This is a genomic window from Thermophilibacter sp. ZX-H3, from assembly GCF_052599055.1.
The window spans coordinates 18,378-32,767 of sequence record NZ_JBQXES010000025.1; the positions used below are offsets into that span (position 1 = coordinate 18,378).

A 14,390-nucleotide genomic window follows, 5' to 3' on the forward strand; every position below is an offset into this window, starting at 1 on the left:
CCCTTCTCGCTCGCGAGGGGGCGGCCTTTTGCTGGCGTGGCGTCCGCGCCTCCCGCCGCGCCCCGCGCGTTGCGGAAACGTGGGTCGTGGCAGCGCCGGCTTCTGAGGCGTTGCCGAATCTGGGGTTATGGCAGAAATTGAGCTGCCATAACCCCATTTTCTATAACGGGCGAGGAGAAACCCCTGTTGGCTCTCGGGCCCCATCGCCATAACCCCAGATTCGGCAACGCACGACGCCCGTCGATTGCCATAACCCCCACTCCGACAACGCCCGCAGGCGGCGCGCGACGGGGGCGCGCCGTTCTTCTCGCCGGCACCGAACGATGCTGCTAGGATTACGTGCGGTACAACCGCAAGGGAAGCGAGAAGAACGTGAGCGAAGCAGACGCCCGCCCCGAGAAGACGCCGTTCATAGCCACCCTGCCCGGCGTGGTGCTGGCCTGCCTGGCAGCGTGCTTTCTGTGGGGCTCGGCGTTCCCGTGCGTGAAGATCGGCTACGAGCTGTTTGGCATCGACGCCGCCGACGTTCCCTCGATCCTCGCCTTTGCGGGAACTCGCTTTGTCATCGCGGGCCTCATGGTGGTGGCGGGCGTGAGCGTGGCAACCCGGCGCGCCTTTGTGCCAGAGCGGCGCGACCTGCCCGCCATTGGCGCGCTCTCGCTTTTTCAGACCGTGCTGCAGTACATCCTCTTCTACGTGGGCCTCGCCAACTGCGCGGGAGTCACGAGCTCCATCCTCGAGGCGAGCAACTCGTTTCTCTGCGTCCTTCTCGCGGCGCTCGTCTTCCGCTTCGAGCGGCTCACGGGCCGCAAGGTGCTCGGCTGCCTCGTGGGCTTTGCGGGCGTTGTGCTGGTGAACGTCGCCGGGGAGTCGGGCGGGCTCAGCTTCACCCTCACCGGCGAGGGGATGGTGCTGCTCTCCACCGTCGCCGCCGCCACGTCGAGCAACCTCGCCAAGCGCTTCTCGCGCGAGCACGACCCCGTGCTGCTCTCCGGCTGGCAGTTCGTCTTCGGCGGGGCGATCATGCTGGTCGTGGGCCTCGTCGCTGGCGGCCGCGTCGCCCCAGCGGACGCGGCGAACCCGCTGCCCGCGCTCACGCTTCTCGCCTACCTCGGCTTCATCTCCGCCGCGGCATACTCGCTCTGGTCGGTCGCGCTCGCCGCGAACCCGGTCTCGCGCGTGGCGGTCTTCGGCTTCATGAACCCGGTCTTCGGCGTGCTGCTCTCCGCCGTCCTTCTCGGTGAGACCAACGTGGTGAGCCCCGCCGTTGCCGTGACGGCGCTTGCGCTGGTGAGCCTGGGCATCGTCATCGTGAACCGCCCGGAAAAGGGGTGCGGCGCATAGCCTTGCGCCGATTGTCGGTGATTATTGGGAGGGAGCCCTCGTATTCCCCCTCGAAGGAAAGACCTTTCCGCAGCTAGATAATTGTCACCTCGCCGGTGATACTTACCGCCTCCGCCGAAAATCACCGACAATCGGCGCCTCCCCACGTTCCGAGCGCCGCTCGCCGGTCGTGCGACGCCTTGGGTGCCGTGGTGCGCGCCGCGTGATAGAACGGTAGTGGCATCTTTTCGCTTGCGACCAAGGAGGCACGATGAAGGCGGAGGACATCAGGGTCGCCGCGTCAATCGGCGCGGGGGTCATCGGGTACAGCTGGGCGCTCAAGTTCGCGATGGCGGGGCTCGACGTGTGGGCGCAGAACCGCACCGAGGAGTCCGGCAATCTGGCACGAGAGCGCGTACGGGACTCGCTCGCCTCGCTCGTGAAGAACGGCGTCTACGACGAGGCCCAGGCAGCCGCAATCGCCGATCGCATCCACTACACCACCTCCATCGAGGAGGCGGTGCGGGACGCCCAGTTCATCCAGGAGTCCTCCGCCGAGCACTACGAGGTGAAGTGGGGGCTCGTTCGCGCAATCGAGGCCGCCGCCGCGCCCGACGCCATCGTCGCCAGCTCCACCTCCGGCCTGCTCGTGAGCCAGATCGCCAAGGATGCCGCCCATCCCGAGCGCTTCTGCGGAGGCCACCCGTACAACCCGCCCCACCTCATTCCGCTCGTGGAGATCACCAAGGGCGAGCGCACCTCCGACGAGGTCGTATCGTGCGCCAAGGAGTTCTACGCACGGGTGGGCATGGAGCCCGTCGTGCTGCAGAAGGAGGCGCTCGGCTTCATCTGCAACCGTCTGCAGATGGCCCTCTATCGCGAGGTCGCCAACCTCGTGCTCTCCGGTGTCTGCACCGTCGAGGACGCCGACAAGGCCGTCACCTTCGGCCCCGGCATCCGCTGGGGCATCATGGGGCCGTCGCTCGTCTTTGAGCTGGGGGGCGGCAAGGGCGGCGTCTCGGGCCTCATGAGCCACCTCAACGACTCGATCAGCCTCTGGCTTGCCGACATGGCCGACTGGAAGAGCTTCCCGCCCGAGTTCGCGCAGGCCGCGCAGGAAGGAGTGAACGCGGAGCTCGCCGCGCGCCCGGCCGAGATCGGCAACACGCCCGAGAGCCTGGCGGAGTATCGCGACCACATGATCATCGAGATCCTCAAGCTCCACGGCAAGCTCTAGGGTCCCGCGTCGCGCGCGGGGCTTGCGTCGCGCCTACCGCGGCCGGTGGTGCGTGAGGTGCCAGCCGCCGCAGTACGGGCACTCATAGACGAAGATCTTCGGAGCGTCCTTGCGACGCGAGCTCCTCTCGGCCGCCTTGCGCGCGTCGACCCGCGTGTCGTAGCGCTTCTTGCGCCCGCACGCCCGGTATTCCTGGCTCTGCTCGTCCATCTCCCCTCCCGGACTGCCACTGACGCCAGTGGCAGCCCCCCTCGCACGCCCGACTACGGGAACATTATGCACTGCTGGCGCATGTACTGGGCAGGGAGGTGATGAGCGTGGACAAAACCAAGACACGCACCGAGAAGTTCATGCGGCACGCGATGGCCGCGCACGGAAACTCGGTCTATCTCGTTGCGCTTGCGCAGACGCGCTCGGAGCACGACGCCCAGGACGTGGCGCAGGACGTGTTCTGCCGGCTGCTCACGGACGGCACCGCGTTCACCAGCGACGAGCACCTGCGCGCTTGGCTTCTGCGCGTGACGGTCAACCGATGCCACGAGCTCTACCGCATGCCGTGGAGGCGCCGCGTGGAGAGCGCCGAGGACGCCGGGGGCGAGCTGCCGGCGCGCGACGCGAGTACGGAGGACGCAGCCCTCGCGGAGCTGCGCGCCGACCCGGTCTGGCAGGCACTTCAGGCCCTGCCCGAGAAACTCCGCGTGGTGGCGTTGCTCCACTACGTTGAGGAGTACACGACCGACGAGATCGCCCGCGTGGTGGGATGCGCCCCCTCGACGGTGCGCACGCGCCTGCATCGGGCGCGCAAGAGGATGAGGCAGATGCTCGATCCAGAAACTAAGGAGAGATGCCATGAGCAGCCAGCAGTTTGAGAGGTTCCGCACGCGGGCGCGTCGCGTGGCGCTGCCCGAGGACGTACGGAAGTCCGTAATCGATGAGATCAGGGCCGAGAAGGGCGAGTGTGCCCGGGGCTCGCGTCGGAGACGTGGGGCCGGTAGCCCCGTCACACGGCGAGCCGTCATAGCCGCTGGCCTCGGGACGCTTGGCGTTGCAGCGGGCTACCTCGCGCTCTCCGTCGTGACCCGGCCCAGTCCCGCAGAGCCGACCGCAGGCGTCCCCACCGCCGAGCCCGAGGGCAACTTCTTCGCCCTCGCCGCCTACGCCGACGGCACCCCCTATGGGGACAACACCGTCATCGCCAGGCAGATGGTAGGCTCCGCCGGCTCACGCGGCGGCAGAGCGGGACTCTACTGGTACGCCGCTCGCACGCTCAACTTCGACGTCACAGGCACGGGCATCGAGAAGATCGCGTATGCGCTCGAGGGGGACGTCGTGGGCTTTCCAGAGGGTGACACGGAGGAGATGCCCCTTGACCGGCCATACGCCTATCTCGACGCGCTCTACAACCATCCTGACCAGGTGGGAGAGGGCGAGGCCCACCCCGACCACGGCGGCACCCTCGACGGCTTCACCGTGGACTATGCCAACCAGGAGCAGGACCAGGACGACTTCAACCGCCAGATCTGGACGTACTTCCCCACGGATGACGAGCTCGAGGAGCTCTACCGCCAGCAGAATGCCCTTTTCGAGGCGCGGGATGGCACCTATGAGGGCGAGCTCGCCGACATGAGGGCGAGCAACGCCTTCTGGTCCGCCGTCGAACGGCGCAGCATAGACGTGCTCATGCAGCTCACCCTCGCCCTCACGGTGACGTTCGAAAACGGGGAGACCAAGACGAAGCGCTACACCATCGGCATCCGCGATAATTACGATGACGTCGTCGCCGCATTCGACGAGAAGAACGCGGAGCTCAGCGCCCAGATGTCCATCTATCAGGACGACCCCGACCACCAGGCGGAGTACGAGGCCGCCTACCAGAGCTGGCAGGAGCTCATGGAGAGCCGCCCCGACGACCTCTTCACCCTCACCGAAACGTAAAAGGGGACGGGTTATTTCTCTCAGGAAAAGCGGGACAGGCCCGGGCCTGTCCCGCTTTTCCCGAGAGAAATAACCCGTTCCCAAATTCTAGAGGCGAGCAACCCCGCTCTTGCGGGCGGCCTCGGCCACGGCGGCGGCGACGGCGGGCGCCACGCGCTCGTCGAAGGCGCCGGGGATGATGTAGTCGGCGGCGCGGTGCTCGTCGTCGACGAGGCCGGCGATCGCGTAGGCCGCGGCCTCCATCATGTCGTCGTTGATGTCCGAGGCGCGCACGTCGAGGGCGCCGCGGAAGATGCCCGGGAACGCGAGCACGTTGTTGATCTGGTTGGGGAAGTCGGAGCGGCCCGTGGCGGCCACGGCGGCCCCTGCCGCGAGCGCCTCGTCCGGCATGATCTCCGGCACGGGGTTCGCGCAGGCGAAGACGATCGGGGCCGGCGCCATCGTGCGGACCATGTCCTGGGTGAGCACGCCGGGAGCGGAGACGCCCACGAAGACGTCGGCGCCCTTGACGGCGTCGGCGAGGCTGCCCCTCACGCCCTCGCGGTTGGTCCACGTGGCGATCTCGGCCTTCTCGGGGTTGAGACCCTCGCGGCCCTCGTAGATGGCGCCCGTGCGGTCGCAGATGATGACGTCCTTCACGCCCATGCGCTGCATGAGCTTGGCGATGGAGATGCCCGCGGCGCCGGCGCCGGAGAAGACCACGCGCACGTCCGCGAGCTCGCGGCCGGTGGGGCGGAAGGAGTTGATGAGCGCGGCGCAGGTCACCCCGGCCGTGCCGTGCTGGTCGTCGTGGAAGACGGGGATGTCGCAGCGCTCCTTGAGGCGGCGCTCGATCTCAAAGCAGCGCGGCGCGGAGATGTCCTCGAGGTTGATGCCGCCGAAGCTGCCGGCGATAAGCTCGACGGTGCGGACGATCTCGTCCACGTCCTTGGAGCGCACGCACAGGGGGAACGCGTCGACGTCGGCGAAGGTCTTGAACAGGGCGCACTTGCCCTCCATGACCGGCATGCCCGCCTCGGGGCCGATGTCGCCGAGGCCCAGCACCGCGGTGCCGTCCGTGACCACGGCCACCAGGTTGCCGCGGCGGGTATAGGTGTAGGAGTCCTCCACGTTCTCGGAGATCTTGAGGCACGGCTCGGCGACGCCCGGCGTGTAGGCCACGGCCAGCTCCTCCGGCGTGGTGATGGGCGCACGGGTGATCACCTCGATCTTGCCCTGCCACTCCTTGTGCTTGTCCAGCGCGTACTGCTTGGCGTCCTCGGCCATGGATGCTCCCATCTCACAGGGCCGGCCCCCGCCGGCCAAATTCACACCGCCCATCAGTCTATCCCTCTCGTGGCAACGGTGACAGGGTCGTTTGCCGGGAAACCCTCACGCCAGCGCCATCGCGCCGAGCCACCCCCAGCGCGGCTCGCTCGCCACGCCGTACGCGGAGAGCCACAGCGTCAGAGGGACGCGACGCACGCGCCCGTCGACGCAGTCCATGACAACACCGTCCCCCACATAGAGCCCCACGTGGCCATGGTCCCAGCCGCCCGCGCCGTACGGGTGGCAGCCCACGGCCACGATCATGCCCACGAGCAGGTCGCCCGCGTCCGTGAGATGACAGAACCCCTCGTACAGCTCGCGAGCGTCGCCCGAGACGTAGCCCATGCCCAGGCGGGAGAACGCCCGCTCCACCCACGCGGCGCAGAGGTCCTCCCCCATCGCTGCGGTTCCATGCGCACACTCGACGAGCCGTCTCTGGAGCGGCGTCGCGTCGAGAAGCGCCTGCGGCTCGCGGCCGGCCGGCACCGGGCGCCACGCAGGCTCGCCATAGATGGTCGTCACCCCATCGCCAGCGAGAAGACCCCGCGACGCAAGTGCGCAGAGGAGTTGCTTGCGCACGTTCTTCTCCCCTCCCCGACAGCCCGGCCCAACGGGATCCGGCACTCATGCGTGTCGGCTCGAGCCGCGGACCCTCGGCAAAGAGTGTCGGCCTCTTCTCTGACTTTGTCGAGAAGTGCCGTCCGACAGGCAGTCGCAAGCCGGCGCGCATGAGTGTCGGCCCTGAGGGAGCTGGAGGTCGCACCTCTCAGCGCCCCGCCGACGTATACTTATGAGCAGGGGGATTTACGGGGAAACGTCCACCACAACCGAAAGGACTTCCATGAGCGAGAAGATCGCGCCCCAGGACACCTGCGTGCTCGTCACCGGCGGCGCCGGCTTCATCGGCAGCCACACGGTCGTCGAGCTGCTTACACGCGGCTACCAGGTCGTTATCGTCGACGACCTCTCCAACGCGTCCGCCAAGGTCATGGACCGCATCAAGACCATCGTCGGAGAGCCGGCCGCGGCCAACCTCACCTTCTACGAGGCCGACGTCAACGACCGCGCCACGCTCGCCAAGATCTTCGACGAGCACCACCCGAGCCGCGTGATCCACTTCGCCGGCTACAAGGCCGTGGGCGAGTCCGTGAGCAAGCCCGTCGAGTACTACGCCAACAACATCGGCAACACGCTCACGCTCGTCGACGTCATGCGCGAGCACGGCTGCAAGTCCATCATCTTCTCCAGCTCGGCCACCGTCTACGGCGACCCGGACTCCCTGCCGCTGACCGAGGAGAGCCCCAAGAAGCCGGCCACCAACCCCTACGGCTGGACCAAGTGGATGATCGAGCAGATCCTCACGGACCTCCACACGGCCGACCCCGAGTGGAACGTCGTCCTGCTCCGCTACTTCAACCCCATTGGCGCCCACCCCTCGGGCCTCATGGGCGAGGACCCCAAGGGCATCCCCAACAACCTCGTGCCCTACGTCGCGCAGACCGCCATCGGCAAGCGCGACGCCGTGCACGTCTTCGGCGACGACTACGACACGCCAGACGGCACCGGCGTGCGTGACTACATCCACGTCTGCGACCTCGCCTCCGGCCACGCCGCGGCGCTCGCCTGGATGAACGGCCGCACGGGCGTCGAGGTCTTCAACCTCGGCACCGGCACGGGCACCTCGGTCCTCGAGATCATCAAGGCGTTCTCCAAGGCCTGCGGTCACGAGATCCCCTACGTTGTCGACCCGCGCCGCCCCGGCGACGTCACCGCCAACTACGCCGACTGCTCCAAGGCCCGCGACCTCATGGGCTGGGAGGCCAAGTTCAACATCGAGGACATGTGCCGCGACTCCTGGAACTGGCAGTCCCACAACCCCGACGGCTACGAGGGCTAGCGCCGGCGAGAAGGACGAGAAGGACCATGGAAGAGCTCTTCGTCACCTACCTGAGGGAGCGCCTGCCCCTCGTCGAGCGCGCGCTCGCGGACGCCGCGGACGCGCCCCTCACCGACGGGCCCGTCGCCGACGACCTCGTGCGCTATCTCTACGCGCCGCTCCGCCGCTTCACCGCAGGCGGCGGCAAGCGCGTGCGGCCCGTGCTCGCGCTTCTCGGCGCCGAGGCCGTGGGCGGGCGGGCCGAGGACGCGCTCTCGTGCGCGGTCGCCGTCGAGCTCTTCCAGAGCGCGGCCCTCATCCACGACGACATCGCGGACGAGGGCGAGCTGCGCCGCGGCGAGCCGTGCCTGCACCGCGCGGAGGGCACGGGGCTGGCGATAAACGCCGGCGACCTGGCGCTCACCCAGGTCTTCGAGGTTGTCCTGCGCGACGAGGCGCTCCCCGCGGACCGAAGGCTTCGAGCGCTCTCCGAGCTGGTGCGCATGGAGCGTCACACGCTCGAGGGCCAGGCGCTCGACCTCGGCTGGGTTCGCGACGCGCGCTGGGACGTCACCTCCGAGGACTACCTCTACATGGTCACGAGCAAGACCTCGTGGTACTCCGCCGCCGTGCCGCTCTACGTGGGCGCGCTCGTGGGCGGGGGCTCGGAGGAGGCGGCGCGCGGCCTGCTCGAGATGGGCCTCACCGCCGGCGTCGCCTTTCAGCTGGCCGATGACCTGCTCAACCTCGTGGGAGACGCCGAGGCCCAGGGGAAGGACTTCCGCTCGGACATCACCGAGGGCAAGCGGACGCTCGCCGCGGTGTGGGCGCTCGAGCATCTCGATGACGTTGGCCGAGAGGAGCTCGTGGCGCTTCTCGGCAGCTCAACCACCGACGCCGCCGCGCTTGCCCGGGCCGTCGAGCTCATCGATCGGGGCGGCGGCATCGAGCACTGCCGCACGCTCGCGGGGCAGATGGCGGAGCGCGCCAAGGAGGGCGCAAGGGAGCTCGCCGAGGCGGGTCACATCACGGTTGAGGCTCGCGACCTGCTACTTTCTATGTCAGACTTCTTTGTGGAGCGCGCCAGCTAGGCGCGTCCCCATCCCGTGTTCGTTTGAGGAGAGGCGATGGACGCTATTAGGCAAGGCGCGGCGGGTGTCGCCGTCGAGGACATTCAGGAGCGGCTCGAGTCGCTCGGCTACGCAATCGACGCCGTCGAGCGGGAGCACAGCTCGTTCGGTCCCTCGACCTCCGCGGCCATCGCGCGCTTCCGCATCGAGCACGGGCTCTCCCTCGGGGACGAGGTGGACACCGCGACGTGGTCCTCGCTCGTCGACGAGTGCTACCAGCTCGGGGATCGAACCCTCTACCTGCGCCTCCCCAACTTCCACGGCAACGACGTCCGCCAGCTCCAGGAGCGCCTCAACATCCTCGGGTTCTCCTGCGGCGAGCCGGACGGGACCTACGGCGTCCACACCGAGGCCGCGGTGAAGCTCTTCCAGGAGAGCATCGGCGTGCTCGCGGACGGCATGGCCTTCCCCGACACCTTCGACGCCATCGAGCGCCTCCGGCACGTCTGGGCGGGAAAGCCCGCCGACGGTCCCCACCCGATGGGCGGCATGGGCTTTGCGCGCGCGGCGAGCGTGCTCGAGAACGCCCACATCGCCATCACCGCCGAGGACCCGATCTCCCGCAACGTCGCGGGGCGCATCTGGAACCTCGCGCACGCCACGATCGACTCGTGCGGAATCGAGCTCCTCGGCTCGCCCGAGGGCGCGAGTCCCGACGTTCAGGCGCTTCTCGTCCTCTCCACCTCCGCGCTGCCCGAGAACGTGGCGTCAGGCGTCGGCAACGTCATGCTCGACGACTTCGACACGCTCCCGCCGCGCCTGCGCACCGCAGTCCAGAGCTCGCGCGCCACGCCTCCCACGGCGCGCATCGAGCTCCCCGTGGGCACCTCCGCCTTTACCGTCGGGGACGCCCAGACCTTCGCGGTCATCCTCCTTGACGCCATCTGCGCCGCCCTCGACGGGCTGGAGCTCGCGTAGCCCGACAAGGGTGACGGGGCCAGCCGCCAGCACCCCCGCCCGAGTGACTGGTTTTGAACGGATGAGGCCGCCAGAGGGCGCGCGTCCGTCCAAAACCAGTCACTTGCCATGAAGCGCACCCGCTGCGGAGCCGTGCCCGCCACAGGACCGCGCCCGCCACAAAGCGGCCCCGCCTCCCATAGGGAGACGGGGCCGCAGATAGCCTGGCAGGGGTAGTAGGATTCGAACCCACATTGATGGCACCAAAAACCACTGTCCTAACCATTGGACGATACCCCTGTGCCTGCGCATTGTACCAAGAAATCCAGCGTCCCGACGCTGGGGCGGCGCCTACTTCTTGCCCGGCACCATGGTGAGCGAGATCTTGCCCCGGTCGCGGTCCACACGCTCGACCCAGACCTTCACCGTGTCCCCCACGGTCACGACGTCGCTCGGGTGCTTGACGAAGCGGTTTGCCAGCTTGGAGATGTGCACGAGGCCGTCCTGGTGCACGCCCACGTCCACGAAGGCGCCGAAGTCAACGACGTTGCGCACGGTGCCCGTGAGCTCCATGCCGGGCTGGAGGTCGTCGATGGAGAGCGCGGCGCGGCTGAAGACGGGCTCCGGGGCGTCATCGCGCGGGTCGCGTCCCGGCTTCTTGAGCTCGGCCACGATGTCGATGAGCGTGAGCACGCCGCAGTCCAGCTCGCCTGCGAGCACGCCCACGCTGCCCACGCGCCTCTCGATGTCCGGCACGCCGCCGCGCGTGAGCTCGTCCGCCCCCACACCCGCGCGCTCGAGCAGCGCCGTGGCCACGTCGTAGCTCTCCGGGTGCACGGCCGTGGCGTCGAGCGGGTTCTTGCCGCCGGTGATGCGCAGGAAGCCTGCCGCGTTCTGGAACGCCTTGGGGCCGAGCTGGGGGACCTTCTTGAGCTCACGGCGATCGGTGAAGGCGCCATGTTCTTCTCGATAGGCCACGATGTTGCGCGCCACGGCGGACGTGATGCCGGAGACGTAGCCCAGAAGGCTCGCGCTCGCGGTATTGACGTCCACGCCCACGCGGTTGACCACGTCCTCCACCACGTAGCCCAGCGTGCGCGCGAGCTCCGTCTGGTCGAGGTCGTGCTGGTACTGGCCCACGCCGATGGACTGGGGCGGGATCTTCACGAGCTCGGCGAGCGGGTCCTGCAGGCGTCGGCCCAGGCTCATGGCGCCGCGCGTGGTGACGTCGAGGTCCGGGTACTCCTGGCTCGCGAGCTCGGAGGCGGAGTAGACCGAGGCGCCCGCCTCGTTGACGATCGTGTAGCGCAGGTCCGGCGCAGACTCGGCGATGAACTCGGAGACGACCTCCTCGGTCTCGCGGCTGGCCGTGCCGTTGCCGATGACGATGGTGTTGATCGCGTACTTGTCCGCAAGGCGCTTGAGCTCGCGCTTGGTGCCCGCGACGTCGTGGCGCGGCTTGGTGGGATAGACCACGCCATGGTCGAGCAGCTTGCCCGTCTCGTCCAGCACCGCGACCTTGCAGCCGGTGCGGTAGCCCGGGTCAAGCGAGATGATGCGGGCGCCGCGCACGGGGCGGGCCGAGAGCAGCCCCTCGAGGTTCTTGGCAAAGACCTTGATGGCGTCCGTCTGGGCACGCACGGTAAGGCGCGCGCGGACCTCGCGCTCGAGCGAGGGCGCCATCAGACGCTTGTAGCCATCCGCAATGGCGGCGTCAAAGACGGGCGCAAAGACGCCCTGGCGGCGCGGCCAGCGCCCGCCGAGGCGCGCCACCGCCGCGGCCTCGTCCACGCGGACGCGCACGCGGAGCTTCTCCTCGCGCTCGCCGCGGTCGATGGCGAGCACGCGGTGGTTGGGGATCTTGGCCGCGGGCTCGGAGAAGTCGTAGTACGGCTCATAGGGGGTCTTCTCGTCCGCGTTCGTGGCAACGGAAACGATGTCCGCCGTCGCCTCGGTGAAGGCACGCAGGTCGGCCACGTTCTCGGCGTCCTCGGCCACGACCTCCGCCACGATGTCCCGGGCTCCGGCGAGCGCCTTCTCCGGCGTGTCGAAGCCGGCCTCTGCCGCCTCCGGCGTCACGAAGCGCGCCGCCTCGTCGAGTGCGGAGCCCTTGGTGGACATCTGCATGAAGATCATGTTCGCCAGTGGCTCGAGCCCCGCCTCGCGCGCCTTCTGCGCGCGCGTCATGCGCTTCTTGCGATAGGGCTTGTAGAGGTCCTCGACGCGCTGGAGCTGCGTGGCGGCCTTGATTTCCGCCTCGAGTTCGGGCGTGAGCTTGCCCTGTGCGTCGATGAGGAGAAGGACGTCCTGCTTGCGCTTCTCGAGGTTGCGCAGGTAGGAGAGGCGCTCGTCAAGGGCGCGCAGGGCGACGTCGTCCATGCCGCCCGTAGCCTCCTTGCGGTAGCGCGCGATGAAGGGGATGGTGTTCCCCTCGTCGATGAGCTTGACGGCGGCGTCGACGGCCTCCGGCTTGAGGCCGAGCTCCTCCGCGAGCGTGGCGATAAGGTCCATGTGGTTGCAGCTCCCGTGGTTGCGTGCGTGCAAGAGTCACCTAGCATACTGGAAAAGGGGACAGGTTTTTTCTCTCAGGGAATTTGGGACAGGCCTTGGGCGTGGGCTCCAAGGCCTTTCCCAAACTCCCTGAGAGAAAAAACCTGTCCCCTTTTCCGCCTAGCCGTCGAGCTCGTCCATGGAATACGTCGCATACCCCTCGTAGCGATAGCTGGCGTCGATGCCCTTCATGTAGACCTGGCGGTCGGCGACTGCGTCCGTCAGCGCCTCATTAAGCAGGAACTTTATCTCCCTATCGCGCACGGGGCTCCGCTCCATGGCAAGCAGGTAGTCTTCCCGGTCCACCCGGCTCCAATCGACGACCACGCCAAGCTCACTTTTGAGCATGCAGTCGAGCCAGATGCGAGCGCTCCTTCCGTTGCCCTCACGGAAGGGATGGGCGACGTTCATCTCCACGTACTTCTCGACAATCTGGTCAAACGTGGACTGAGGCATCTTGTCGATTGCCCTGAGGGCCGAGTCCAGATACATCACGGACGCAAAGCGAAAGCTGCCCTTGGAGATGTTCACCGTACGCGGCTCACCAGCAAACTCGTAGACGTCCTGGAACAGATAGCCGTGAATCTTGGCGAGCCCGGCAAAGGTCCCGACTTCAAAGGTGTCGAGAAGCCCCGTGTCGTACAGCTCGAGGGCACGGAGCTTGGTCAGGCGCTCCTCCTCGCGGGCAAGCTCGACGTCACTGGCAATCCCGAGCTTGTTCTCAAGGGTCATCGAGCTCATCTCCAAGGCCGCACGCTGCGAATACTTGCATCTATTGTACCTTGCGAGGCATGGCGAGAAGAACGTCAGCCCCGCGGTTCCCACGGCGTGATGACGACCTTGAGGCAGCCGCCCTCGTGTGCCTCGAAGGCGCGATAGGCGTCCAGGATGTCGTTCAGCGGGTAGCGACGCGAGATGAGCAGGCTCGTGTCCAGCTTGCCCGCCGCAATGAGCGCCATCACCTCGTCGAGGCCGCTCGCGTCAACGCCGCCGGTCTTGAACGTGAGGTTCTTGCCGTACATGCTCGGCAGCGGCAGGGTCTGGTCGCACTCGTACATGGCGGAGATCACCACGACGGCATTGGGCCGGGCGACGCGCCAGGCCATCTCGAAGGTGTCGTCGCCACCCGCGGCCTCGATCACGGCGTCCGCGCCGCGGCCGCCGGTCTGCGCGCGCACGAGAGACTCCACCTCGCCGAGGTTCTTCTCGACAGGGTTGATGGCGACGTCCGCAAGGCCGCGCTCACGCGCGAACTCAAGGCGGCGCTCATCCACGTCAAGGGCGATGACCTGCACCGGGTTGGCCAGCCGCGCGCACATCATGGTGGTGAGCCCCACCGGGCCCGCCCCAAACACCGCGACGGTAGAGCCGGACTCAATCTCAGCCAGGCGAGCTCCCCACCAGCCCGTTGCCAGGATGTCTCCCAGGAAGAGCGCGTCCTCGTCCGAGACGCCGTCCGGGATGCGCGTGAACGCGTTGTCCGCATACGGAACGCGCACGTACTCGGCCTGGCAGCCGTCAATGGTGCAGCCCAGAAGCCAGCCACCGTGCTCGCAGTTGTTGACCCATCCGCGCCGGCAGAAGAAGCACTCGCCACAGAAGGTCTCGCAGTTCACGGCCACGCGATCACCGGGCGAGAAGAACCTCACGCCCGGGCCCACCTCCTCGACCACGCCCACGAACTCGTGGCCGAGCACCGTGTCAGGCTGGGCGCGCGGCACGGCACCGCGCATGATGTGCAGGTCGCTCGTGCAGATGGTCGAGCGCGTCACCCGCACGAGGGCGTCCGTGGGCTCCGCCAGCCGCGGGCGCGGCCGGTCGAGAAGCGCGATGTTGCCGTGACCGTCATGTACCAGCGCTTTCATCAGGTCCTCCTTGGCTGGATGTACTTTGGGGCATCGTAACACGCGACCGGGCGTCCGAGCTGAGGAGCAGATGAAGCCGTCTCAGATATAAGTAAGATTTTTTTCTACTTCAAAACCATGTAGCAACAGGCACCAATCTGCCATTGTGGCCCCTAACGAGCGGCATAGTTAGTCATCCGCTCCCTCGTCGCCTCGGCGATCGCCGCTGCGACCCACTCCTCGTTCTCCCTCTTCTCCCTCCGCGCGTTCCTGAACCTCCTGCCCGGCCC

13 protein-coding genes and 1 tRNA gene are annotated in these 14,390 nt (G+C 67.7%); 7 read left to right on the forward strand and 7 right to left on the reverse strand.

Going from position 1 to position 14,390, the window contains the following annotated elements:
* Window positions 1-372 precede the first annotated feature (372 nt).
* Window positions 373-1,344 (forward strand): DMT family transporter, encoded by a 972-nt coding sequence (locus ACULPM_RS10025; RefSeq protein WP_445331398.1) that lies wholly within the window; start codon window positions 373-375, stop codon window positions 1,342-1,344.
* 250 nt (window positions 1,345-1,594) lie between these two features.
* Window positions 1,595-2,560 (forward strand): 3-hydroxyacyl-CoA dehydrogenase family protein, encoded by a 966-nt coding sequence (locus ACULPM_RS10030; protein WP_167929861.1) that lies wholly within the window; start codon window positions 1,595-1,597, stop codon window positions 2,558-2,560.
* A 33-nt stretch (window positions 2,561-2,593) separates the two neighbouring features.
* Here the strand turns inward: ACULPM_RS10030 and ACULPM_RS10035 are convergent, their stop codons facing one another.
* Entirely contained in the window at window positions 2,594-2,770 is a 177-nt protein-coding gene (locus ACULPM_RS10035) for a hypothetical protein (protein WP_167929860.1), read from the reverse strand.
* Between the two features lie 107 nt (window positions 2,771-2,877).
* Between ACULPM_RS10035 and ACULPM_RS10040 the strand changes: the two genes are divergently transcribed.
* Both ACULPM_RS10040 and ACULPM_RS10045 read left to right on the forward strand, forming a co-directional pair.
* The gene (locus tag ACULPM_RS10040; protein ID WP_206108990.1) at window positions 2,878-3,429 is read left to right on the forward strand and encodes an RNA polymerase sigma factor; all 552 of its coding nucleotides are present in this window, start codon (window positions 2,878-2,880) and stop codon (window positions 3,427-3,429) included.
* On the forward strand, window positions 3,410-4,495 hold the full coding sequence (locus tag ACULPM_RS10045; protein ID WP_167929859.1) for a hypothetical protein: 1,086 nt from the start codon (window positions 3,410-3,412) through the stop codon (window positions 4,493-4,495). The genes ACULPM_RS10040 and ACULPM_RS10045 overlap by 20 nt, the downstream gene beginning before the upstream one ends.
* 87 nt (window positions 4,496-4,582) lie before the next feature.
* Here the strand turns inward: ACULPM_RS10045 and ACULPM_RS10050 are convergent, their stop codons facing one another.
* Both ACULPM_RS10050 and ACULPM_RS10055 read right to left on the reverse strand, forming a co-directional pair.
* On the reverse strand, window positions 4,583-5,761 hold the full coding sequence (locus tag ACULPM_RS10050) for an NAD(P)-dependent malic enzyme (RefSeq protein WP_445332337.1): 1,179 nt from the start codon (window positions 5,759-5,761) through the stop codon (window positions 4,583-4,585).
* A 105-nt stretch (window positions 5,762-5,866) separates the two neighbouring features.
* A complete protein-coding gene (locus ACULPM_RS10055; RefSeq protein WP_445331400.1) occupies window positions 5,867-6,382 on the reverse strand; it encodes a hypothetical protein in 516 nt (171 codons plus the stop codon).
* 262 nt (window positions 6,383-6,644) lie between these two features.
* Between ACULPM_RS10055 and galE the strand changes: the two genes are divergently transcribed.
* From galE to ACULPM_RS10070, 3 genes are read left to right on the forward strand one after another with little or no spacing between them, the layout of a single operon-like run.
* Window positions 6,645-7,700, forward strand: coding sequence for a UDP-glucose 4-epimerase GalE (galE, locus tag ACULPM_RS10060; protein WP_445331401.1), 1,056 nt, complete (start codon window positions 6,645-6,647; stop codon window positions 7,698-7,700).
* Between the two features lie 26 nt (window positions 7,701-7,726).
* Window positions 7,727-8,770, forward strand: a complete 1,044-nt coding sequence (locus ACULPM_RS10065) for a polyprenyl synthetase family protein (RefSeq protein ID WP_445331402.1) — start codon at window positions 7,727-7,729, stop codon at window positions 8,768-8,770.
* 36 nt (window positions 8,771-8,806) lie between these two features.
* Entirely contained in the window at window positions 8,807-9,727 is a 921-nt protein-coding gene (locus tag ACULPM_RS10070) for a peptidoglycan-binding domain-containing protein (protein ID WP_445331403.1), read from the forward strand.
* A 204-nt stretch (window positions 9,728-9,931) separates the two neighbouring features.
* Here ACULPM_RS10070 and ACULPM_RS10075 read toward each other — a convergent pair.
* The 4 genes from ACULPM_RS10075 to ACULPM_RS10090 all read right to left on the reverse strand — a co-directional run bounded on the left by ACULPM_RS10075 (window position 9,932) and on the right by ACULPM_RS10090 (window position 14,121).
* A tRNA-Gln gene (locus ACULPM_RS10075) sits at window positions 9,932-10,006 on the reverse strand.
* A 51-nt stretch (window positions 10,007-10,057) separates the two neighbouring features.
* Window positions 10,058-12,217, reverse strand: a complete 2,160-nt coding sequence (locus tag ACULPM_RS10080) for a Tex family protein (RefSeq protein WP_445331404.1) — start codon at window positions 12,215-12,217, stop codon at window positions 10,058-10,060.
* Window positions 12,218-12,376: 159 nt separating this feature from the next.
* A complete protein-coding gene (gene fic / locus ACULPM_RS10085; protein ID WP_445331405.1) occupies window positions 12,377-12,988 on the reverse strand; it encodes a protein adenylyltransferase Fic in 612 nt (203 codons plus the stop codon).
* Window positions 12,989-13,062: 74 nt separating this feature from the next.
* Window positions 13,063-14,121 carry an alcohol dehydrogenase gene (locus tag ACULPM_RS10090; RefSeq protein WP_445331406.1) on the reverse strand — a complete coding sequence of 353 codons (1,059 nt, stop codon included), beginning with the start codon at window positions 14,119-14,121 and terminating at the stop codon, window positions 13,063-13,065.
* Window positions 14,122-14,390 lie beyond the last annotated feature (269 nt).